This window comes from Chryseobacterium geocarposphaerae (assembly GCF_002797535.1).
Classification (GTDB): Bacteria; Bacteroidota; Bacteroidia; order Flavobacteriales; family Weeksellaceae; genus Chryseobacterium; species Chryseobacterium geocarposphaerae.
The window spans coordinates 743,576-766,528 of record NZ_PGFD01000002.1 but is presented as its reverse complement, the minus strand read 5'-3'; the positions used below and the strand labels follow the sequence as shown (position 1 = coordinate 766,528).

23 protein-coding genes are annotated in these 22,953 nt (G+C 35.5%); 6 read left to right on the top strand and 17 right to left on the bottom strand.

Features of this window, described 5'->3' with window-relative positions; all coding sequences use genetic code 11:
- Positions 1-103 precede the first annotated feature (103 nt).
- Positions 104-2,179, bottom strand: a complete 2,076-nt coding sequence (locus tag CLV73_RS15195; protein ID WP_100377703.1) for a T9SS type A sorting domain-containing protein — start codon at positions 2,177-2,179, stop codon at positions 104-106.
- A gap of 160 nt (positions 2,180-2,339) precedes the next feature.
- Between CLV73_RS15195 and CLV73_RS15190 the strand changes: the two genes are divergently transcribed.
- Positions 2,340-3,209, top strand: coding sequence for a helix-turn-helix domain-containing protein (locus tag CLV73_RS15190; RefSeq protein WP_100377702.1), 870 nt, complete (start codon positions 2,340-2,342; stop codon positions 3,207-3,209).
- 98 nt (positions 3,210-3,307) lie between these two features.
- Here the strand turns inward: CLV73_RS15190 and CLV73_RS15185 are convergent, their stop codons facing one another.
- The 3 genes from CLV73_RS15185 to CLV73_RS15175 all read right to left on the bottom strand — a co-directional run bounded on the left by CLV73_RS15185 (position 3,308) and on the right by CLV73_RS15175 (position 6,461).
- On the bottom strand, positions 3,308-3,586 hold the full coding sequence (locus tag CLV73_RS15185) for a hypothetical protein (protein ID WP_039370192.1): 279 nt from the start codon (positions 3,584-3,586) through the stop codon (positions 3,308-3,310).
- A 73-nt stretch (positions 3,587-3,659) separates the two neighbouring features.
- Positions 3,660-4,763 carry a serine hydrolase domain-containing protein gene (locus CLV73_RS15180; RefSeq protein WP_169925771.1) on the bottom strand — a complete coding sequence of 368 codons (1,104 nt, stop codon included), beginning with the start codon at positions 4,761-4,763 and terminating at the stop codon, positions 3,660-3,662.
- Between the two features lie 90 nt (positions 4,764-4,853).
- Positions 4,854-6,461 carry a fumarate hydratase gene (locus tag CLV73_RS15175; protein ID WP_100377701.1) on the bottom strand — a complete coding sequence of 536 codons (1,608 nt, stop codon included), beginning with the start codon at positions 6,459-6,461 and terminating at the stop codon, positions 4,854-4,856.
- Between the two features lie 182 nt (positions 6,462-6,643).
- On the opposite strand from CLV73_RS15175, the gene fumC reads away from it, so the two are divergent.
- Positions 6,644-8,038 carry a class II fumarate hydratase gene (fumC, locus tag CLV73_RS15170; protein ID WP_100377700.1) on the top strand — a complete coding sequence of 465 codons (1,395 nt, stop codon included), beginning with the start codon at positions 6,644-6,646 and terminating at the stop codon, positions 8,036-8,038.
- Positions 8,039-8,215: 177 nt separating this feature from the next.
- Here fumC and CLV73_RS15165 read toward each other — a convergent pair whose 3' ends face one another.
- The 12 genes from CLV73_RS15165 to CLV73_RS15110 all read right to left on the bottom strand — a co-directional run bounded on the left by CLV73_RS15165 (position 8,216) and on the right by CLV73_RS15110 (position 20,093).
- A complete protein-coding gene (locus CLV73_RS15165) occupies positions 8,216-9,253 on the bottom strand; it encodes an outer membrane beta-barrel protein (RefSeq protein WP_100377699.1) in 1,038 nt (345 codons plus the stop codon).
- Positions 9,254-9,284: 31 nt separating this feature from the next.
- Positions 9,285-9,914 carry a hypothetical protein gene (locus tag CLV73_RS15160; protein WP_100377698.1) on the bottom strand — a complete coding sequence of 210 codons (630 nt, stop codon included), beginning with the start codon at positions 9,912-9,914 and terminating at the stop codon, positions 9,285-9,287.
- Positions 9,895-10,461, bottom strand: coding sequence for an RNA polymerase sigma factor (locus CLV73_RS15155; protein ID WP_100377697.1), 567 nt, complete (start codon positions 10,459-10,461; stop codon positions 9,895-9,897). Before CLV73_RS15155 ends, CLV73_RS15160 begins: the two co-directional genes overlap by 20 nt.
- Positions 10,462-10,663: 202 nt before the next feature.
- A complete protein-coding gene (locus CLV73_RS15150; protein WP_100377889.1) occupies positions 10,664-11,602 on the bottom strand; it encodes a Dyp-type peroxidase in 939 nt (312 codons plus the stop codon).
- A gap of 19 nt (positions 11,603-11,621) precedes the next feature.
- Positions 11,622-12,347 carry an ABC transporter ATP-binding protein gene (locus tag CLV73_RS15145; RefSeq protein ID WP_100377696.1) on the bottom strand — a complete coding sequence of 242 codons (726 nt, stop codon included), beginning with the start codon at positions 12,345-12,347 and terminating at the stop codon, positions 11,622-11,624.
- A gap of 1 nt (position 12,348) precedes the next feature.
- Complete coding sequence (locus CLV73_RS15140; protein WP_100377695.1) at positions 12,349-13,815, bottom strand: DUF5687 family protein; 1,467 nt, start codon at positions 13,813-13,815, stop codon at positions 12,349-12,351.
- 194 nt (positions 13,816-14,009) lie between these two features.
- On the bottom strand, positions 14,010-15,659 hold the full coding sequence (locus CLV73_RS15135) for a DNA repair protein RecN (protein WP_100377694.1): 1,650 nt from the start codon (positions 15,657-15,659) through the stop codon (positions 14,010-14,012).
- Between the two features lie 70 nt (positions 15,660-15,729).
- Positions 15,730-16,638 (bottom strand): type IX secretion system protein PorD, encoded by a 909-nt coding sequence (gene porD / locus CLV73_RS15130; protein ID WP_100377693.1) that lies wholly within the window; start codon positions 16,636-16,638, stop codon positions 15,730-15,732.
- A gap of 37 nt (positions 16,639-16,675) precedes the next feature.
- Positions 16,676-17,878, bottom strand: a complete 1,203-nt coding sequence (gene coaBC / locus CLV73_RS15125; protein WP_100377692.1) for a bifunctional phosphopantothenoylcysteine decarboxylase/phosphopantothenate--cysteine ligase CoaBC — start codon at positions 17,876-17,878, stop codon at positions 16,676-16,678.
- A gap of 123 nt (positions 17,879-18,001) precedes the next feature.
- On the bottom strand, positions 18,002-18,325 hold the full coding sequence (locus CLV73_RS15120; RefSeq protein WP_100377691.1) for a DNA-directed RNA polymerase subunit omega: 324 nt from the start codon (positions 18,323-18,325) through the stop codon (positions 18,002-18,004).
- 41 nt (positions 18,326-18,366) lie between these two features.
- On the bottom strand, positions 18,367-19,362 hold the full coding sequence (locus CLV73_RS15115) for an outer membrane protein assembly factor BamD (protein WP_100377690.1): 996 nt from the start codon (positions 19,360-19,362) through the stop codon (positions 18,367-18,369).
- Between the two features lie 101 nt (positions 19,363-19,463).
- Entirely contained in the window at positions 19,464-20,093 is a 630-nt protein-coding gene (locus tag CLV73_RS15110; protein WP_100377689.1) for a TetR/AcrR family transcriptional regulator, read from the bottom strand.
- Positions 20,094-20,190: 97 nt separating this feature from the next.
- On the opposite strand from CLV73_RS15110, the gene CLV73_RS15105 reads away from it, so the two are divergent.
- The 4 genes from CLV73_RS15105 (at position 20,191) to CLV73_RS15090 (ending at position 22,699) form a co-directional block, all read left to right on the top strand.
- Positions 20,191-20,817, top strand: a complete 627-nt coding sequence (locus tag CLV73_RS15105) for a TatD family hydrolase (RefSeq protein ID WP_100377688.1) — start codon at positions 20,191-20,193, stop codon at positions 20,815-20,817.
- Entirely contained in the window at positions 20,810-21,535 is a 726-nt protein-coding gene (locus CLV73_RS15100) for a tRNA threonylcarbamoyladenosine dehydratase (RefSeq protein ID WP_100377687.1), read from the top strand. Before CLV73_RS15105 ends, CLV73_RS15100 begins: the two co-directional genes overlap by 8 nt.
- A 130-nt stretch (positions 21,536-21,665) precedes the next feature.
- Positions 21,666-22,040, top strand: a complete 375-nt coding sequence (gene rnpA / locus CLV73_RS15095) for a ribonuclease P protein component (protein ID WP_100377686.1) — start codon at positions 21,666-21,668, stop codon at positions 22,038-22,040.
- 53 nt (positions 22,041-22,093) lie between these two features.
- Positions 22,094-22,699 carry a DUF4126 domain-containing protein gene (locus tag CLV73_RS15090; protein WP_100377685.1) on the top strand — a complete coding sequence of 202 codons (606 nt, stop codon included), beginning with the start codon at positions 22,094-22,096 and terminating at the stop codon, positions 22,697-22,699.
- Between the two features lie 59 nt (positions 22,700-22,758).
- On the opposite strand, the gene CLV73_RS15085 is transcribed toward CLV73_RS15090, so the two are convergent.
- Complete coding sequence (locus tag CLV73_RS15085; protein WP_100377684.1) at positions 22,759-22,950, bottom strand: hypothetical protein; 192 nt, start codon at positions 22,948-22,950, stop codon at positions 22,759-22,761.
- Positions 22,951-22,953 lie beyond the last annotated feature (3 nt).

Below are 22,953 nucleotides of genomic sequence, written 5' to 3'. Positions count from 1 at the left end.
AGTTTCTTTTAATTGTAAACTAGTGGGGAGATGATTTAGACGGGTCATAAAAAAACAAAAGGCTTTTTTAAGCCTTTTGTCTATCAATCTAATATGAACGGAATTAGTTTTTAATCACTTTTTTAGAAATTGTCTGTCCGTTTTTCAGCTTTACCTCTACAATGTACAATCCGTTTGGAAAGCCCTGCAGATTGATCTGATTATTGGAGAACTGAACATGTATTCTTTGTCCTACCATATTGGTAACATTTACAACATCAATTAATGAATCAACTTTAATATTCAGAATATCTTTTGTAGGATTCGGATAAATCCCAAGATTTATATGTCTGATATCTGATGTTCCCAGCGCAGAAGTTTCCTTAATACATCTTAGTGACTGACCTTGTCCTCTGGGCCCTCCTGAAGCCGCATTTGCAATCGTTGAACCTACATAAAGATACTTCCCTCCTGAACCTGACACATCAGAACTCCAGTAATATCCTCTTTGCCCTGCATAAGTAAAAGAGCCATCAATAGGGCTTCTGTTACCAGCTGCAGGAAGTTTAAGCTTGCTGTTAAATGCAGTAGCAGGATTTGAAATACCTTCTGCATTCAAAGCTGCCGTCCAATCTGCCTGAGTTGGTAATCTCCAGCCTTGTCCAATTGCTTTACATGGATCTGCTCCAATTTCTGAAGTAATTGCAGCAATATTTTCGCCTGACCATTTATCCGTTAATGCATTGGCACTCCACCAATAATTACTTGTCCCTGAGCCGATAATAAATGAAGTAACCCCTGTTAATCCAGAAGGATTATTAACCGAAGGCATAGAAACAGTAGAAGAATTTCGCCCTTGGTGACCGTCATCCCATCTCCCCCATTGGAAAAGATCTCCATAAGAATCTGTATCCGTCATTGAAGCAGCCACCTGAGTACTTCCTAAATTCTGCTGAAGCCAGACTTTTCCATCCTGTCCTCTCACCGTGGTATAAGAAACCTGTTGTCCTTTGTAGGTGAAGCTTACACAACCTGTATCTCCCGGGTTTGCTCCCGGATCTGTATTGTTACAAGCCGGAGTCAGAGAAATTCTCTTTACTCTCACACCACTTTGCGAATAAGTAACCACTAAAGAATTACTTACCGTATCATATTGCAAGTCATTGTACGTTGCGGTACCATCAGATATAAAATCACCTCCAAAAGTTGCCCAGGTATTCGTAGCAGCATTATATTCATACACGGTATTTTTTCCACCATTAATCGCCCAACCACTTGCTACAACATATATTTTTCCGGCAGGTGTTACTGCAATTGCTACATTATAAAGGTCATTAGAAATTCCAAAATTCGCATCTCCTACTTGTTCCCAATCAGTACCATTGAATTTTTTCACATTAAGCTTTCTGTTATTTGCAGCATTGGAAGAATAGACTACATAGAGTTTGTTATCTGCTCCTATAGCAATATCCGAAGTTGCATTCACCCCTTCTGTAAAGGTAGTTCCAACTGAAGTACCTCCAACTAAAGTCCAAGCATCCGCTGAGGAAGCCGTTAAAGAATTTTCAAATACTTTTACTCCTGATGAATTTTGGCAGACATATACTTTTCCGTTAGTTCCGATCACCATTTCAGCATTATAAGGGACTCCACCTGCAATTCCTGTTGGCCCCACCTGTTCCCAGGTACCGTTTACATATCGTTTCACCGTTCCGGAATCTACAGAACCATACACAAAAAGATCCCCGTTTGGGGCAACTGCGGATGCCTGATAATTTGTTGTGGCACCAAATGCATTAGGCAGCTGACTCCATGAAGTCCCGTCAAATTTTCGAACCTCCATTCCCGAATTCGGATAGGCCCATTGATTGGTGTAATATAACCTTCCCGAAGTATCTACAGATAATGAACTGAATGTTGCACTTCCTGCCGTGATTCCCGCAGAACCTCCAACATAAGACCAGGATGTTCCATTAAATTTTTGAACAGAGCCTTTTCCCAGCGCCACGTCATAATAGGAAACATAATAATTCCCCTGTGCATCAATTGTCAAATTATTGTAGCCTGATGTACCGGAAGAAAGATTTCCCGGTGTTCCTACATCCTGCCATTGCTGTGCAGATAAAACTCCTGCTGCAATGGATAACATTCCCAATCCCAACCTAATCCTGGTCACTACAAGGTATAAATTTTTAAACATTTGAATATTTATTTTTATTTATTCTAAATTAATTATATTAAATTTGCGCAAAAATACTTGTATCGGATTTAGTATTGTTATCATTTCCAAACTATTGATAATCATACAATGTATAAAAACAAAAGAGTCATTTTCAAATAATAAATTGAAAAACCGCCATATGAAGAATACTATTAAGGAGGGGCAAATATATTATTCAGAGGAAATCTCTATTCTCCTTTATACCAATTCAAATAAGGAAAAGTGCCTTAAATCTAGTTTTGTGGAAGGAAAGTCGAGTTTTAATCTTCTTTTTATGCTGAGTCCAAATATTAATTTAGAGGCTCAGGACTGCGGAACTCAATTTTCATTCAAAGAAAATCAATACATTCTGCACTATTCTTCACAAGAGAGTAAAGCAAAGCTTTGGACAGAGAACCAGGAACTTTTAAAGTACTTGCAGATTCAAATCACATATCAGTATATTTTTAATCTTTTCAACCCTCAAAAAAGTAAAGAAAGTTCAGATGTACTTGAACAAATGACAAAAAATAATTTCATTTTCCTACATAAGCAGACTCCTCCATTAATGACGGTAGAAATGCATATTATTCTTAAAGAGATCATTGAATATTCAAAAAAAGGAATGATACAGAAACTATTTATAGAGGCAAAAATTATTAAACTTTTGATTTTAATTTTTGAGCAGTTTACTGAAAAAGATGATACTGAAAATTCGTCTAAGCTTCACATCCGCATAAAAAAATATATTGATGAGAATTACCATAAAAGTCTGAAGATAAATAAACTAAGCCAGGAACTTGGAATTAATGAAAATAAAATCAGGAAAGAGTTTAAAGAGCATTATCATTCAACCATTATAGATTATGTTTGCGAGCTTAGAATGCTGAAGGCAAAAAAGCTTATCATTGATAAAAACATTATGATCAAAGAAATAGCAATAGACTGCGGATATGATTATGTACAGAATTTCTCCAGAGCGTTTAAAAAGAAGTTTGGGATATCTCCAGAAAAACTCAGAAATGGATAAAACAGAAAAACCACTAATAAATTAGTGGTTTTAATATATGTTGTTTTGCTTTGATATTGCTTTTTCAGAATTCAGGTGAAAAAGCAATGACATACAAATTAATGATGTCCGTGACTATCGTGAATAAAAGGACCGTGACCTTTAGGAGAGTTATAAATAACTTCTACTCCTTCTTGCTCGTAAACCATTTTGCTTCTAATTTCTTCCGGATCAAAAGGAGCTACTTTACCAAAGTATTCTTTCAAACCTTCAGTCAACCACATTGGAATCACCAATCCGAAAAACATAAAAATACACCAGAATCCTACAAGGAACATTGTAACGAAGTAGATTGTCCAAAGGAACTGATAAAACGGCCAAAATGCTGATAACATCATTTTACTTAATATTTTAGGCAAAAATAGAACTTTTTTCCTTTTCACACAAAAGATATGTGTCCTATTTTATTATTTATTTTAATTTTAAACTAGTCTTTAGTATATCTCTGTTTACTTTTGAACTATTTAAAACAAATCTTGCAATATCTCTCGTTATCTGTGTCGGCGAATGGCAATCACAATTGCTGAAGCCTATAACATAAATATCTTCACTTGGAATATAAACTCCCATAGATTTGAAGCCAAAAATACTTCCACCATGCTCTCGCGTGGCAATTCCATCAATATCTTTCAAATGCCATCCATACCCATAATTGAATTCATCCCCGTTGTTAAGTTTATATTTTGTAAAAGCTTTTTTAGTGTATTCAGCATCAAGAATAAGATTTCTATTGATTGCGTCTTGCCATTTCAGCATATCCTGAACTGTAGACATTAAAGATCCTGAAGCAAAAGGAACGCTGAAATTAATTATTGTTTTATTCACATAACCATCGCTTTTTTGGTGATACCCAAAAGCTCTGTTTTTTATTATTTTTCTATCGGAAGCATAAAACGAATTGTTCATTCCAGCTTTATCAAAGATATTTTTTTTGATAAAATCTTCATATTTTTCACCAGAAATCAATTCAATTAAATATCCAAGCAAAACATATCCTGAATTATTATAATCGAACTTTTCTCCCGGCTTAAAATCAACAGGTTCATTTTTAAAGAAGTCCACCATCATTTTGGGAGACATTTCTTTTTGGGCAATATCGGAAATTGATTTCATTTTTGTAAAATCCTTAATTCCTGAGGTGTGCGTCAATAAATGATGAATAGTAATAGAATTTCCCGAAGGATAATCAGGAATATATTTAGCAACGGGGTCATTTACGCTTAATTTTCCCTGAGATTCAAGAATTAAGATAGAAACTGCTGTAAACTGTTTAGTCATAGAGCCAATCTGGAAAACATTATTTGGCCTCATGTCAACATTCAATTCCAAATTAGCTTTTCCAAAAGCTTTCTCGTAAATAATTTTCCCCTTCCGGGAAACAAGGAAAACTCCGCCCGGAGCATTTTGATCTTTAAATTCTGTTTGTATTATGCTGTCAATCTTTGTGTTATTTTGAGCAAAGGACAAATCAAAGACAGTTAAGCTAAGAAGAAATGCAAGTAAAATATTTTTCATAATGCTATTTTGTATTGCAAAAATACTCTTTATAAAAGTACTATGCAATACAAAGTAGCATTAGTTTTATAAATATCTTTTAAATAATTTTTAATGGGCTAATGCCGCAAAGAAATCATTTCCTTTATCATCTGTAATAATGAATGCTGGGAAGTCTTTTACTTCAATTTTTCTTACCGCTTCCATTCCTAATTCAGGGAAATCTACAACCTCAACAGACAGAATATTGTCTTTTGCCAAAATTGCAGCCGGACCTCCGATCGATCCTAAATAGAAACCTCCATATTTACCACAGGCATCGGTTACATCTTTGCTTCTGTTTCCTTTTGCCAACATGATCATACTTCCGCCATGGCTTTGGAATTCATCCACATACACATCCATTCTTCCTGCAGTTGTAGGTCCGAAACTTCCTGAAGCCATTCCTTCCGGAGTTTTTGCCGGTCCTGCGTAATAAATCGGGTGATTTTTGAAATATTCAGGCATCGGCTTACCACTGTCAATAATCTCTTTGATTTTTGCATGAGCAATATCTCTCGCTACAATTAAAGTCCCGTTTAATTTTAATCTTGTCTTGATCGGATATTTTGAAAGCTCTGCTAAAATTTCAGGCATTGGTTTATTTAAATTAATCTCCACTGCTTCTTCCAGGTGTGGTGGGGTATCCGGCAAAAATCTTTTCGGATCTTGTTCCAATTGTTCCAAGAAAATTCCTTCTTTGGTAATTTTTCCTTTAATATTTCTGTCCGCTGAACAAGAAACCCCCATTCCTACAGGGCAAGAAGCCGCGTGACGAGGAAGTCTGATCACTCTTACATCGTGAGTAAGATATTTCCCCCCAAACTGTGCTCCAATAGCACTTTCCTGGCAGATCTTCTGAACTTTCGCTTCCCACTCCAGGTCTCTGAAAGCCTGACCTGCTTCATTTCCTTCTGTCGGAAGATTATCATAATATTTTGCAGATGCTTTTTTCACTGCAGCCAAATTCGCTTCGGCAGAAGTTCCACCGATCACCAAAGCCAAGTGATAAGGCGGGCAAGCTGCTGTTCCCAAATCTGAAATTTTTTCTTTGATAAATTCTTCAAGAGACTTTTCGTTCAATAAAGATTTTGTCTTTTGATAAAGGAACGTTTTGTTGGCAGAACCACCTCCTTTTGTTAAGAATAAAAACTCGTAATAATCTCCTTTTTTAGCATAGATATCAATCTGCGCAGGAAGATTGGAACCTGAATTTTTCTCATCAAACATCGTTAAAGGAACAACCTGAGAATATCTTAAGTTTCTTTTTTGATAGGTATTGTAAATTCCTTTGCTTAAATATTCTCCGTCATCAACTCCCGTATATACATTTTCTCCTTTTTTACCCATTACAATTGCCGTTCCTGTATCCTGGCAAGACGGTAAAGCACCTTCTACCGCAACCGCAGCATTTTGTAATAAATTATAAGCAACGAATCTGTCGTTATCTGTAGCTTCAGGATCATCAATAATTCTTCTCAAACTTTCTAAATGTGAAGAACGAAGCATGAAAGAAACGTCTGCCATAGCTTCCTCAGCCAATAGTTCAAGACCCTTTGGATCTACCGTCAAAATTTCTCTGTCTCCTAATTTTTCAACTTTTACATAGTCTGAAGTAAGCTTCTTGTACACCGTATCATCTTTCTGAATCGGATACGGATCCTGATATCTAAATTCCATTTCAATTTTTTATGGATACAAAAATACGGCATACACAAAAAAACATGAGTAAAATCAGCGACTTAGATTGATATTTATAATGATTATAAATTGCACGGTTTTTCATTATTAAGTAACTTTATACAATGTTATTCTAGCCTAAAAATCACAAAATTTCAAACTAAATAAAAATTTCAATCACAATGAATTACAGAATAGAAAAAGACACCATGGGTGAAGTGCAGGTTCCTGCAGATAAGTTTTGGGGTGCACAAACCGAAAGATCAAGAAATAATTTCAAAATAGGACCCGAAGGCTCTATGCCCCACGAAATTATTGAAGCTTTTGCCTATTTAAAAAAAGCAGCAGCATATGCCAACACCGATTTAGGAGTTCTACCTGCAGAAAAAAGAGATATGATTGCTAAAGTTTGCGAAGAAATCCTGGAAGGAACATTGAATGATCAGTTCCCACTGGTGATCTGGCAAACAGGATCAGGAACACAGTCTAATATGAATGTAAATGAAGTGATCTCTAACAGAGCTCATGTAAACAATGGGGGAACCTTAGGAGAAAAATCGGAAATTCATCCCAATGATGATGTTAATAAGTCTCAGTCTTCTAATGATACTTACCCGACAGCCATGCATATCGCAGCTTATAAAAAAGTAATTGAAACAACAATTCCGGCAGTTGAAAAATTAAGAGATACTTTAGCTCAAAAATCGGAAGCTTTTAAAGATGTGGTTAAAATCGGAAGAACACATTTGATGGATGCAACCCCTTTAACTCTAGGACAGGAATTTTCAGGATATGTTGCTCAGTTAAATTTCGGAATCAAAGCATTAAAAAACACCTTACCTCATCTTTCTGAGCTCGCTTTGGGTGGAACTGCAGTGGGAACAGGATTAAATACACCTCAAGGTTATGATGTAAAAGTTGCCGAATATATTTCAAAGTTCACAAATCTTCCTTTTGTAACGGCTGAAAATAAATTTGAAGCTTTAGCTGCTCATGATGCCATTGTAGAGTCTCATGGCGCATTAAAACAATTGGCGGTTTCTTTATATAAAATTGCTCAGGACATCAGATTACTGGCTTCCGGACCACGTTCGGGAATAGGAGAGATTCACATCCCTGAAAACGAACCGGGCTCATCAATCATGCCTGGAAAAGTAAATCCAACCCAGAATGAAGCGATGACAATGGTTTGTGCACAAGTTTTAGGAAATGACACAACCATTTCTTTTGCAGGAACTCAGGGAAATTACGAACTGAATGTTTTCAAACCGGTAATGGCCTTCAATTTCTTACAATCTGCACAGCTAATTGCTGATGCATGTATTTCATTTAATGATCATTGCGCAGTGGGAATTGAGCCTAATCACGAAAGAATCAAAGAACTGGTAGATAAATCTTTGATGCTAGTTACGGCTTTGAACACCCATATTGGCTATGAAAATGCTGCAAAAATTGCAAAGACAGCTCATAAGAACGGTACGACCTTAAAAGAAGAGGCCATTAATTTAGGACTTTTAACTGCCGAACAATTCGATGAATGGGTAAAGCCAGAAGATATGGTAGGTAGCCTAAAGTAAGAACTCATCATAAACAAAAGCACTCCGCAGAAAATTGCAGAGTGCCTTTGTTTGTTAATATGAATGTTATTATTTATTATTCAATTCTCATACCAAAGATTAATAATTTGTATTTATTTTGTACTTGAGCTATCAATTACTAATTTACAATATGTGGTGACGACATTTTTGAACCTTTTACCACCAAAGTGCCGCTCCGAAAACTAACGCTTTATCATTTTCAAAGTTTCCGTTTTTAAAGAAGTTTCCGAAATCTTTTTTAACGAAAATACTGAAATCATTATAAGAGACAGTAAACTGTCCTCCGTAAATAAAAGGACTTACCTGATAATTGCTTCTGTCTCTGTCACTGATTCCTTCTCCTTTCATAATGTTATTGGTTGACATTCTCACCCCTCCATAAACATTGGCTCCCACTTTAAATCCTTTCTGGTAATCCCTGTACTGAATGTCCATTCCTGCATTTTTTAACTTAGAGAAATTATACTGAATTCCCAGCGGAACCATAATATATCCTGTTCTCAGTTTACTCTTGCTCAGCCCTTTTTCATAATTGGCCAGATAAATATTGGAGTTAGCATCTTTGGCAACAAACATATTATTATCAAGACTCAATGTTCTCCATGAGAAACCGATACCAGAAATCAATCCCCATGGACTCGTTCTGCTGAACTGGTAATTAAATTTCAATCCAAATTCAAAATTTCCGGCATATCCTAAATTTTTATCTAAAGCATTGTCCGCTTCGCTGTTGGTAAGGTTCATGATTCCATAGGAAATATATCCTGTAAAGTTTTTTGTAGGCCTGAATTTCTTCAACAGCTTTTCTTTTAATTCTTCATTGGAAGTTACATCCGAATTCAGCAATGAATATCTTACCTGCTTCTGAATGACTCCATCCAAATCAAATCCCAACTCTTCGATTCTCTGGTCTATTTTTTCTGAAAAACGATCTGCTAATACAGATTTTTGCTTATCAAATTCCACTTTATCAAGATTTTTTGCCTGAAGAGTGAGTAATTCCGCTTCCATCATTTTCTTTTCTTCCTTAATAATCGCATCAATCTTTCTGGCATATTCATCCACTTTTTCCTTTACAATAGGACTTACTTCTGTATCTTCTTTCGGCTGAAGATTGAGCAATGGTTTTCTCTGTGCATATAATGATGTGGAAACAAGACATACGAATCCCATCATGATCATTTTTTTAATCATATTATTAATTTTTAATTGTTAAAATTTAGTATTATCTACCGTTCAGATCAACGGCTGCGACATTGCTTTCTTTTGTTTTTTCGATCACATCCTTATGCTCTACTGAGAAAAGCAAAGTAGCCGGATCTACGTATTTTTTCCTTTTTACCGGAGTTTTCTTAGCATCTTCAGCTTGAGCCACAGTCTTATCTGCAGGAGCAGAAATCTTAGAAACTTCAGGAACGATCACTTGAGCTTCATCTTTTGGATTCTCCTTTTGTATTTGTTCTACTAAAACTTTAGGTGATTGTTGAACTTCATTGATCGTTTTAGCTAAAGGCTCTTTACTTTCCCGAATAACTTCCTCTGCATATACAGGTTCAGCAACTGTACTTTCATTTATCTTTTCAGTTGTTTTTTCCTGTGGAAAAACCTCTTTTACTTTGGTGATCTGACTATTCTGGATATTATTTTTTTCTGAAGAATTTGAGAAAAGCACAAAACCCAAACCGAAAACAAGTATAATACATGCTGCCATCAACACCCAGTTCATTGGGAATTTAGAATGAGGTTTTTCTTTCTGCAATTCTATTTCAGACCAGAGATCTCTTGAAGGAGCAATTTCTCTTTCCTCGATCTGTTTTTTTATCTGGTGTTCCAAATTATCTCTGAATGTGTTCATTTTTCATTGTTTTTTGTTGTTGAAGATAAAGTACTCTCAGCTTCTCTTTTGCCCGAAACAGCTGGGTCTTGCTCACTGCAGTGGAAATTTTCAAGGTATCGGCAATTTCCTGATGCGAATAGCCTTCCAATACATACAGGTTGAAAACCATTCTGTAAGCATCCGGAAGCTGGTCTAAAAGGTCCTGAGCACTGAAGTCAAAAATCACTTCCTCTTCCGGAACTTCAATCATAAATGACGGGTTGATATCATCAATATAAAAAACGGTTTTATGGCTTTTTATAAAATTAAGACACTCGTTTACCACAATGCGCCTTGCCCATCCTTCCAGATTTCCTTCTCCACGGAAGCTTTCAATATGCTTAAAAATTTTGCAAAAAGCTTTAATGACACAGTCTTCCGCCTGGTACAAATCGCTGACGTAGCTTTTAGCCACACTCAGAAACTTTTTGACGTTCTGCTCATAAAAAACTTTTTGTGCAGCCGGGTCCTGCTTCTTGAGGCGGCCGAGCAAATCTTCTTTTTTATTTCCAAATAAAAGCTTCATGAATTATCTGTTTCTATCTTAAAGACAACAAAGTTTTGAAAAGGTTACACAAAAAAATATTTTTTTTGAAAAATTTATACTTTTCTGTCATTCTGACGAAGGAAGAATCTCTATAGATCAACAGATTCTTCGTGACGTTACATTCAGAATGACAAGCCATACTATTTAATTAAAAAAGACAGAAAAAATCTGTCTCATTATTTTATCCCGAAAATTCATCCAGCATATCTCTGGTCGGAACAAAGAAAAGCGTTCCAGTCACGGCTGTACTGAAATCTAAGATCCTGTCGTAATTTCCCGGAGGATTCCCAATAAACATATTCGTCAGCATTTTTTTGGTTGTTGAGAATGTATTGGCGTAAGAAATAAAATAGGTCCCAAACTCACCTGTTGAAGGGCTTCCGAATGGCATATTATCTCTAACAATTTTCAGTTCCTCTCCGTTTTCACCTTCAATATTAGCTAATGCAATGTGAGAGTTTGCAGGCTTCACATCATCCGACATTTCAATATCATTTTCTTTTGATCTTCCTATTACTTTTTCCTGCTCTTCTGTAGAAAGACTTCTCCATGCATTCATATTATGAAGATATTTCTGAGTGAAAAGATAACTTCCACCTTTATACTGTGGATCTTCATCTCCGATTTTAGCAAAAAAATCACGATCTTCATTGTGTGGGTTTTCGGTTCCGTCTACAAAACCAAGAATTGAACGGTCGTCCCAATATTTAAATCCATGAATTTCCAAAATGCTTTCCGCAATAGATGACAGTAATTTTGAAATTTCAATTGCCATATCGAAAATAATACTTTTATTATCTGCTCTCAGATGAAAATGTAAATCTCCCGGTGTAGAGACTGCAGTATGTTTTTCTCCTTTTATCTCTTCAAAGCTGACAAGTTCTTTAGGTAGCGGAGTCGGAAGCCTAAGCATACTCCATGCATTATATCCAATTCCGAATACACAGCTTGCTCTGCTGTCCGGAAACCTGTTGAAAACAGAATTATTAAGATTGAGCACCAACGCACACAATTGTTGAAAAACTTCTTTCAGTCTGGGATCATCAACCAATTTCCAAACCATAAAAATCGTATTGCTGTTTGGATAATCGGTCACATTTTGGGATTCAGCACCTGCCATTTTTACTATTTTAATTGAATTATATAATTTCTTCAACCGGCTTAGACACCTGGTCAGCAAAATACTGCTCAAGATCTTTCAGTGTTTCAGGATTCGTCTGAATGTCTTTTACCAGTTGTCCTTTATTCACCACCACAATTCTGTTACAGACTTCTGTTGTATGCGAAAGATCATGGCTGGAAATAAGAAAAGTCACCCCATCCTGCTTAGATAATTCTTTAATTAAATTTTTAAGTTTAATTTGCGTAGAAGGATCAAGATTGGCAAAAGGCTCATCCAGAATAATGATTTCAGGATTTCCGATAATTGCGCCAACAATTCCTACCTTTTTCTGGTTTCCCTTTGAAAGATCACGAACGTATTTTCCAGAGTTTAGGATTTCACCATTAAAAAGATCATGAAACTGTTTTAAGAATTCATCTACAGAAGCTTTATTCTGCCCTCTCAATTCTCCGATGAAATAAAAATATTCTTCCGGTGTAAGATAGCCTATCAAAAAAGAGTCGTCTACGAAGGCTGAAACTTTATTTTTCCATGCTTCGGATTCATTTACTTTTATTCCGTCGATACTTACAAAACCCGTTGTTGCCTGAATTAAATCCAGCATTAAGCTGAAGAGTGTTGTTTTTCCTGCTCCGTTATTTCCTACTAAACCAAAAGTTTCACCATTGGGAATTTCAAGATGTTCTATATTTAAAACGGTTGCTTTACCGTAAGTTTTTGATAAATTATTAATAGTGATCATATTAATCTTTGTTTTTGAATGCTTCTAATGTACTGTATTTTTCTACTTTATAATGTTTCACGATGATATCAAAGATTTTTTCCCTCAAAACAAATCCGATCAATCCCATGATTGCCACACTGATAACTCCTGCTGTAATTCCAAAGAAACGCTGCACAATACCAAATACAACCATTGGTAAAAACATTTTCGGAATTAATAAAAGTAAAGCCTTGATATTAAAACTATTTTTCTGACCAAATCTTTTTTCTTTTGAATTCAGATCGATCTGAGTTTTATTAAATGCGCCTGACCAAAGAGTAAACTGAGAATTCACCCCAATATTATAAATCCCGGCAGCAAAGAACGTCACATACATTTCCCAGCCGAAATAGGCATAGCAAACCGCCAACACCATAGAAGCTGCCGTTACAATATTCATCAGCCACCATTTTGCCTTTAAATATTCTTTGTAAGGAACATTCAGGGTCATCATAAGCGGATAATACGAGCTATCGAATGCAGGAACTCTCTGCCCGAATAAAAACTGAAAGCCTCCCGTCACAAACAATCCCATAAACATGGTCATCGCCGGAGTTTTATAGATAGGTGAAGAAAACATCAGCATTCCATAAAACAGAAACAGAACACTTCCCAGTAAAATTCCTTTGGTAACCTTGTTCCGCTTCAGCATTTTAATATCATTATTGATAAATGTTCCTATAGCTCCGTATTTATTCAGGAAAGCGATATTCTCTGTCTTACCGACAGTTTTTTTCACTTCCAATCCCTGATCCAGATAGAAGACTTTATGAATATAATTAAAGCAAATCTTCCACAAACCAGCAAATAATACAATTGAAATAACCACGAAATAAGGCCTTTCATAAAAATTAAAGAAAAATTTCTCAGAATATTCCAGTACAGGAATAATATTATAATAGGTAAGACCGGCTACTGCGGCAAAAATACATCCTACAATAATTGCTACAGTCTCTTTATCGTTAAAAATGATGTTGATAAAGTTATTCAGATAAAACAACAGGGAAACTCCAACCAACCAGGCCAAAACACCTATTACATCATATCCGTGAAAAATGGCGATACCCGAAAAAGTAATAAAAAACAGGGAGTTCAGCCAGCTGAAAGCAGACAGAAAGGTCTTACTTACCATATAGTTGACCAGTGTTTTCTTCGGAATATTTAAGGTCAGGAAAGGCTTTATGTTTTGTGTTGGCATTTCCTGCCACAGATATTTCACAATCAAATCAACTGCCCAAACTGCAATTAAAAATTTAGAAACTATCTTTATAGGATTTCCATGCAAGTCTTCCTGAATATAGAAAAATACTAGGAAAGCTCCTGCAAGCAAACAGACCATAAAATAAAGAATTGCAATAAGGCGGAGAATTTTCATCGCCAAATTGATCCCCAAAGAAGAACCTCGAAAAAAGCTTTTGAATTCTAATCTCAGAAATTTAAAAAACATAGTTATCTTTTTTACATTAGTAAATATAAGGCTAAAAATGTTACAGATTTTTAATAAGATTAACGGATATAGGCTATTTTATTACGTTAGTTTTTGCTTCAGCAGGAAAGACTATAATTATGTGTTTACTTTAATACCAATAAAAAAGACTTCCAAATTACCAGAAGCCTTATTACATTTTTAATTGAATTAAGTTACCCTATCAGTTCTTTTGCCTGTGCCATAGCAGCTTCCGTAATTTTACTTCCGGAAAGCAACTGGGCAATTTCATTCAGTTTCTCCTCATCATTTAAAGGCACAATGGTAGACTGTGTTTTCCCAGAGACATCCTGTTTTACCACTTTATAGTTGTTGTTTCCTTTTGCTGCAACCTGCGCCAAGTGGGAAATAACAATAAGCTGCATGTCCGAAGACATTTCACGCATCAGATTTCCAATTTCCTCGGCTACTTTCCCTGAAACTCCAGTATCAATTTCGTCTAAAATTAACGTTGGTAGCTCATTGCTTTCCGCAATAATTTTCTTTACAGCCAACATTACACGTGATCTTTCACCTCCTGAAATAGCCGTTTGAATAGGCTTTAAAGGAAAACCTGAATTTGCCTGAAATAATAACTGAATATTTTCTTTTCCGAATTGATTAAAATCCGGAGAATCCTGCAATTGGATATCCACTTTCGCTTTTTCCAATCCTAATTTTTTAAGCAGATCTTCGGCTTTTTTAATGAAGACAGGAATACTTTTCTTTCTGTTTTTGGAAAGCTTTTCTGCGAGGTTTTGAAGTGTTTTTTCTTTTTTAATAATATTTTCCTCTATAGCCGCAATATTAGCTTCCAGTTCAGAAGCTCCCTGCTGATCCCCCGATAGCTGATCTCTTATTTCTTTCAGTTCATCAATTCCAGAAACACTATGCTTTAGAAATAATGAATTTATTTTATTGTTAAGCTCAGAAAGCAACACCAAATTTTCAGGATTTATTTCAATTTTTTCGGCTTCATCCTCGAGTTCGGAAATAATATCTTTGATTTCCACAAAAGATGTTTCAAGTCTTTCATCCAGATCCGAAAAACTATTGGAAACCTCTGATATCTTGGAAAGCTTATTTTTGGCTTCATTAAAGAATGAAAGAATCCCTACTTCCTCCTGATGAAATCTCGATAAAATCTGTGCGAGATTCTCAGAAATCATCTCTGCATTTTCCTGAATAGAGAGCTGGTTTTGCAGCTCTTCATAATCTACCTCATCCAACTTAAGCTCTTCAAGTTCGTTCAGTAAAAATTCTTTATAATCACTTTCTTTGTTGGTTTCAGCGAGCTGTGTCTGAAGCCTCTTAAGTTGAATTTTTAAACTTTGGAAATCCGAAAACTCAAGCTGATATTCCTCCACGATTTTCTTATTCTCGGAAAGTCCGTCAATAATCTTAAACTGGTATTCTGCCGTAAAAAGATTGGAAGTTTCAAACTGGGAATGAATATCAATAAGCTGGGAAGACAGCTCTTTCAGAACATCCAAAGTTACCGGAACGTCATTGATAAAAGCTCTGGATTTTCCCGATGGAAGAATTTCTCTTCTTATAATCGTGTGCTGATCGTAATCAAGATCATTTTCTATAAAAAATTTCTTGAAGCGGTTATTCAATGAAAACTCGGTTTCCACAATACTTTTTTCTTCTGCATTGGAAATCGACTTTACATCTGCTCTTTCTCCTAAGATTAGACGAAGTGCACCTAAAATAATTGATTTTCCAGCCCCGGTTTCCCCGGTAATTACCTGTAGCCCCTTATGCAAGGATACATCAAGGGCATCAATAAGTGCAAAGTTTTTTATATAGATTCTCGAAAGCATAAATCAATAGCAGATAACGATTGTTCCTGCAAATATAAAATTTCCAATTAAGATTTAAGAATAGATTTTCCTACTTCCATTTATTCCACTTGGAGTCAGTATGTTTCGGAGCAAAAATAATCATAAGCTGTTTTAAATCTCCCAATATGATTCCTCCGTTATTTCCGGAATTGAAAATATTGAAAATCTCATCACTCTTTGCTTCAATAAAAAGATTGAAAGCATAGTTCTGCTGAAAATTATTTTCATATACTTTTAACTGCATCAAGCCGTCGAAAATAGCCTTTTTGGAAGGAGTCTGATCCTGATTGTAAAGCCCGTCCAACCCGATTCTGTGGTAAGTATAGAAAGTATTTCTCAGCTGATTAGTATTTGAATTCAGCAAGGTACTGATCAGATTCCCTCTCGTTCTTGGGCCTTCTGTTCCCAATTGAGCCCAACCTTCATAATTTCTGTTCTGAGAGTTCTGGGCAATCTGCTGTGCTTTTGTAAACCACTGCGTTCCTCCCATTGCCTGAAAGCTATCCGCATCATATCCCAAAATCAAATACACATAAAAGCTGATCACATCAATCAAGTTTTTGCCTGAAAATTGTCGCTCATTAAAAATCAGATTTTCATTTTCCACATATTCGAATCCGAATTTCGTATCCTGAATATTAAGCAATGGAGATTCGTAGTTGGTGTTGAATACAGGGCGAACAGCCTGCACAACGATACTCCCTTTGTAGTTATTTCCGTCTTTCTCGCTGATAATAATCGCAAAATTTGATTTAATTTTTTCAAAGTTTTGTAATTTTTTCCCTGTCCAGCTCGTGTTGTTGATAAAATCCCTAAGACTTTTCTCCAGCGTTTTATACACCTGCTGATTACTCCCCCCCATCTGCTGAGCATTGATCTGAACCGTAGAAAGCAGTTCCTGGGAAAAGCTAAAGTTAAATAGGAAAAATATAAAAAATATGCTTAAAATTCTTTTCATTGTTTATATAAAAATTGAGAACGGAAATTTATAAAAATTATTTTAATAGCTGATTTTCAATAAAGTCGAAAATATCTTTGGCCACTTCATCTTTAGATTTCAGATCAAACTCCGTTTTCTCGGTTTTCGTAAAGATTTTTATTTTATTGGTATCATTTTTAAAACCGGCACCTTCATCTCTCAAAGAATTCAGGACAATCATATCCAGGTTCTTCTTTTCTAATTTTCCTTTGGCATTTTCTTCTTCATTTTGGGTTTCCAAGGCAAATCCAACCAGAAACTGACGATTTTTTCTCTCTCCCATAGTCTTAAGAATATCAGGATTCTTAATAAGTTCTATGGTTAAGTTATCATCATTTTTCTTAATTTTTTCTTTTGCTACTTCTTTCGGTGCATAGTCCGCTACAGCCGCACTTGCAATTGCAATATCTACGTTTTCATAGAACTGAAACACTTTTTCAAACATTTCTTTTGCGGATGTTACTCTATGGGTTTCGATATTATGAATAGTTGTTTTTTCAGCGCTCGGTCCGGAAATCAAAATCACTTTTGCTCCTCTTTTTGCCGCTTCTTCCGCCAGAGAAAATCCCATCTTTCCTGAAGAATGGTTTCCGATAAAGCGAACGGGATCGATTGCTTCATAGGTAGGCCCTGCAGTGATAAGAACCGTTTTTCCTTCCAGGGATTTATTTTGATCTGAATGAAAAAATTCTTCAATATTTTTTACGATGGTTTCAGGTTCTGCCATCCTTCCCTGTCCGATCAAGCCACTCGCTAATTCACCGCTTTCAGCAGGAATAATATAATGACCATAACTTTCCGCCAATTCGAGATTTTTTCTGGTAGAAGGATGTTGATACATATCCAAATCCATTGCAGGGGCAATAAATACAGGACATTTTGCCGACATATAAGTTGCAATCAGCAAATTATCGCAGGTTCCGTGAACCATTTTCGACAATGTATTGGAGGTACAGGGAGCAACAATTATTACATCTGCCCACAATGCCAATTCTACATGGCTATTCCAGGTTCCGTTATCTCCATAAAAATCTGTGTAAACAGGTTTCTTTGATAAGGTAGACAGGCTCAGTTTTGTAACGAAATTTTCTGCATCGGGAGTCATGATGACCTGAACTTCCGCTCCTTTTTTCACAAAATCTCTTATCAAGAAATGAATTTTGTAAGCTGCAATTCCTCCAGAAACGGCGATCAATATCTTTTTGCCGGAAACACTCATTGAGTTTTATTTTTTTGAATCACTAATTTACTTATTTTTCCCATAACGGCCATTATATAAAATAGCAAAGGTCATAAAGAAACGAATTTCTCTATGACCTTTGTATATTTAAAAGACAGAGGATTATTTTCTATCTTCTGTTTTTCTGAAGTATACATCATCATTTAACCATTCTTCAATTGCAATAGAAGTTGGTTTTGGAAGTTTTTCATAGTGTTTAGAGATTTCAATCTGCTCTCTGTTTTCAAAAACTTCTTCCAATGTAGAGTTGTGAACAGCAAATTCATCCAGTTTGTTGTGCAATTCTGTACGAATTTCTGCATTGATTTGCTCTGCTCTTTTTCCCATGATAACAATAGCTTCATAGATTGAACCTACTTTTTCTTCAATCTTATCTTTATCGTAAGTAATCGTATTTACTTCTGCTTTTGTATCTTTTACGCTCATTTTGAGAAATTTATTTTATTTTAAGATGGCAAATTTACAAATTATCTTTGAATTTTGAAAGTGGCTGCAGGCGGAGGTGTTTGAAGCGCCGCACTATCCCTTTGGATCTGTATTGCTTTTTTCTCAGCAGAAACCTGATCTTTCAGTTGCTGCTCGGTTTTTGCCTTATCTGCAAGCTTAGCAGCTTCCTTCTTTTGTCTTTCGGTAAGAGTAGCTATTCTCGCTTCTGTATTTTTCTTTACAACAGCAAAGTCTTTCTTATCTTTTTCCAGTTTTTGTCTAAGATCTAAAGCTGTTTTTGCATATTCCGTATTAGGAAGTTCTTTTTCTACCTGTTTTGTAAAAGAAAGTGCACTTTCAATACGTTCCTCTTTCAGATCGTAAACAGATCTAGCAGCTAACTCGTAACGGGATTTCATGATAAAATCATAAATTTTCGGACGAAGTTTTGTACTTGGAAAATCCTCCAAAACATTCTCCAACGCAATATTGGCAGATTTATAATCTCCCATTTTAAAATACTGTCTTGCGTTTTCGTAGGCTTTAAATTCCAATTTATATGAAAGTTCTTCAATAAGAGTATTGATATTTTTAGATCTTTCAGAATTAGGATAGTTATTTAAGAAATCCTGAAGTTCATTAATGGCCAGTTCTGTACTAGACTGATCCAAATTATAATCCATAGATCCTTCATAATAACACAAAGCAGACATATAGGCCGCTTCTTCCGCTCTAGGATCTTTAGGAAAACTTACTGCAAAATTTTTAAACTGGTGCCCTGCAAGCTTATAGTTTTTATCATAATAGTTTGCATAAGCCGTATTGAAACCAACATTAGGAAAATCATCCGTACCTGCTACCAGATTGGTAAGTCTATCATAAAGAGCTAAAGCATTTTTCCACTTCTTCTTTGCAAAATTTTCGTTTGCCGCCTTTAAAATGTAGTTTTTATCAGCACTTCTCATAGCTCTTTCCTGCTGGCTCACACATGATACAACAACAGATAGTGCAAAAAGACCTAAAATATATTTTTTCATATAAAAAATTCAACAGTTTTCGGATTTTAGCAGATTTACTAATTTGCAAAAATATAACTTTTTTGCCAAAAGATTTTTTTTTATGATTATTTAACGTAATTTTAGTCTGCAGCGTATCCTAAAATTGCAAAAACACTTAATAGGAGATTCATTCTTATTTTTTTCTCGGCTTCTTTTGCATAGGTCTCATCATTTTTATGAGGAACATACAGTTCATAAAAATTCCTGTTTCTGATCACGAATAATGTAGACCCGATAATAGTGGTTAAAATATCTTCAGGTTTAGGAGTAAAGGTAAATACTCCGGAAGCCACTCCTTTCTTTATAACTTCATCTATTTTTTTTACAAAAAGCTGGTAGAAATCCAACAGTTCATCTTTTAAATTATCGGTATGTCTAAGCTCCTGAGTTACGAAACCATGAAAATAATTGTATTTAAAAAGCTGGGTTACGATAAACTTAATCATCTCCTTCATCTGCATTTCGGGTTTACCGTCTTTAATCGTATCCGCAAATTCTGAAAAGTTCTCTCTTGTTTTTAAAACCCTGTATTGATAGAGGTAAGACATCATTTTTTCCTTAGACCCAAAATAGTATGAAATCATCGCTACATTGATATTCGCTTTAGAAGAAATGTCTCTTACGGAGGTCCCTTCATATCCTTTTTTTGCGATCAGTTCTTCTGCTATATCTAAAATATGAATCTGCTTTTCGGTAAACTTTTTTCTCATGAGGATTGAGTTTGAGTAAAGTTAGGAAATTTTTAACATATTTATAAACGTTTGTTTAGGATTGTTGATCCAAGTCTTAAAAATCGTATTTTTGATCATGAATTACTTTGATTTTCATCATCATAAGAAAAATATACCCTTTGGAATTTATAATATGGGCCTCTCCGATAAGATTCCAGATTCTTTATATTCTATTGGAATTCATCCTAAAGATATTCAACACGATAAGATCACAGAACAGTTTCACTGGTTGAAAGATAATATTACAGAAAACTGTTTTGCTGTCGGAGAATGTGGTTTAGACTCTTTGGTTCCTATTGACCAGAAAATACAGGAAGATGTTTTTTTAAAACAGATTGAAATTTCCAACGAAGTGAAAAAGCCTCTCATCATTCATTGTGTCCGAAAATTTTATGAAGTAATTTCTTTCAGAAAAAAGGCGAATCAGGCGATGATTATTCACGGATTCAACAAAAAAGAAAACATTGCCCAGGATCTTCTTAAAAATAATTTTTACCTGAGTTTTGGAAAAGCCGTTTTGTATAATTTATCTTTGCAGAATACTTTGAAAATTACCCCTTTAAACAGAATCTTTCTGGAAACCGATAACGAAGATTTTGATATAGCAACATTATATAGAACAGTAGCGGATATAAAAGGGATTTCTTTAGAAGTACTGAATGAACAGATTTTAGAAAATTTAGAGCATATAACACATGGATAAATACTGGTTGGAAAGAACAGAACTTCTCATTAAAGAAGAAGGATTGAAAAAGCTTAACAAAGCGAATATTTTAGTTGTCGGATTGGGAGGTGTAGGTTCTTTTGCAGCGGAATTTCTCGCCAGAGCCGGAGTAGGAAACATGACGATTGTAGACGGAGATACCGTAGACATCACCAATATCAACAGACAACTTCCGGCATTGCATTCTACAGTAGGAAAACATAAAGTAGAAGTTGTTGCGGAAAGGCTTTTGGATATCAACCCTAATCTCAATCTCATAAAAATTAACGAATTTCTGAACCCTGAAAGAATGGATCAGGTTCTTGATGAAGGACATTTCAACTATGTTCTTGACTGTATCGACAGCGTAACTCCAAAACTTTGCCTGATAAAAGCTGCCAAAAAGAGAAAAATAAAAATTGTAAGCTCTATGGGAGCCGGAGGAAAGACCGACCCAAGCAAAGTCATGGTAAAGGATATCAGCAAAACCCAAAACTGTTATCTGGCAAAACAGGTAAGAAAAAGATTGAGAAAAGATAAAATCAATAAAGGATTTAAATGCGTTTTCTCTGATGAGCTTCAAAAAGATGACAGCCTGAAAATGACTGACGGAACCAACTTTAAACGTTCTTTTTATGGAACCATAAGCTTTATTCCTGCTATTTTTGGATTATATGCTGCCGCCGAAGTGATTAATTATCTTGTAAAGAAAGATTAGACTTTCACTAAAATATTTAAAGATGCTTCGACTTCGCTCAGCATGACATTCCTAATACTATCTTTGGATTGCTACACTGAGCGAAGTCGAGGCTTTTAAATAAAAATTCCACTATATTTACAGTCCGTAAATGACAAACTTCAAATATTCCAAAGCCGAAAAGCTCAAAAAAGAGACTGAAATCGCTTTACTTTTCGAGAAAGGTAAATGGAAAACATGTGGAAATCTGAGAATTATTGTTCTAAAGGAAAAACCGACCATTCCTATTGATCAGGCTAAATTCGGGGTTTCGGTTTCTAAAAGATATTTCAAAAAGGCTGTTCACAGAAACCGAGTGAAGAGACTTTTAAGGGAAGCTTATCGTTTAAATAAAGATATATTTAAAGAAGCTTTCGGTGATAAAACTTTTGCCATGCTGTTTTGGGTTTCTTCTGAAATTCCTGCAAAATTTCAGGACGTAGAGGAACAGTTTATAAAACTTTGTGCATCTCAAAAAAGGCAATAAATATTTATCTATTTTTTGTACCTTTAAAAGGAACTATTAATCTGAAAAATAAAATGTTAGATAATATTCCTTACCTTCCTTATATCCTGAGTGCATTTATTGGTATCGGTTTGGCTGCAGCCACCGGATTCAGGGTTTTTCTTCCGCTTTTTGCTGTAAGCTTAGCCTCATACCTCCACTGGATTCCTATGAGTGAAAGCTTTGAATGGCTTGCAGGTCTTCCTACTCTTATTACAACCGGTGTAGCAACTGTTTTTGAAATTCTTGCGTATTATATTCCTTTTTTAGATCATCTTTTAGATACCATTTCTATTCCTATGGCTACCATAGCAGGATCTATCTTATTTGCAAGTCAGTTTACCGATTTAGGCACCTTTCCACAATGGGCTTTGGCTTTAATTGCCGGTGGAGGAACGGCAGCAACCATCAGCACCGGATTTGCAGGAATTCGGGCGGCTTCTACGGCAACAACCGGAGGATTAGGAAATCCTGTGGTGGGAACCACTGAGACTGCAGGAGCAGGGCTTATGTCTGTTTTAGCCATGGCAGCTCCTATTTTTGCAGGTATACTTGCTATAATTTTTATTTTCCTTGCACTTTCCGTAGGAAGAAAAGCCTGGAAAAAACTAAGAAGAAACCAAAATGCCAGTTCAGACTGAAAAATTTGATTTCAATGATAAAAAATGGCGGCTGAAAATGAATTTTCAGCCGCCATTTTTTATTTTATTTTCTTCATATAATCTCCAAAAACAATCCCTAGAGGACCAAAGACCGGAAATAAAATAAGTGCGAGATAAGGTAAAATACCTGCCTTATTTTTAAAGAGGGTCGAAATTGCCACAATATACAGCACAATAACGGCGACAGCGAACAATAGTATTTCGTACGGTGTGATTACAAGTAAATGCATACA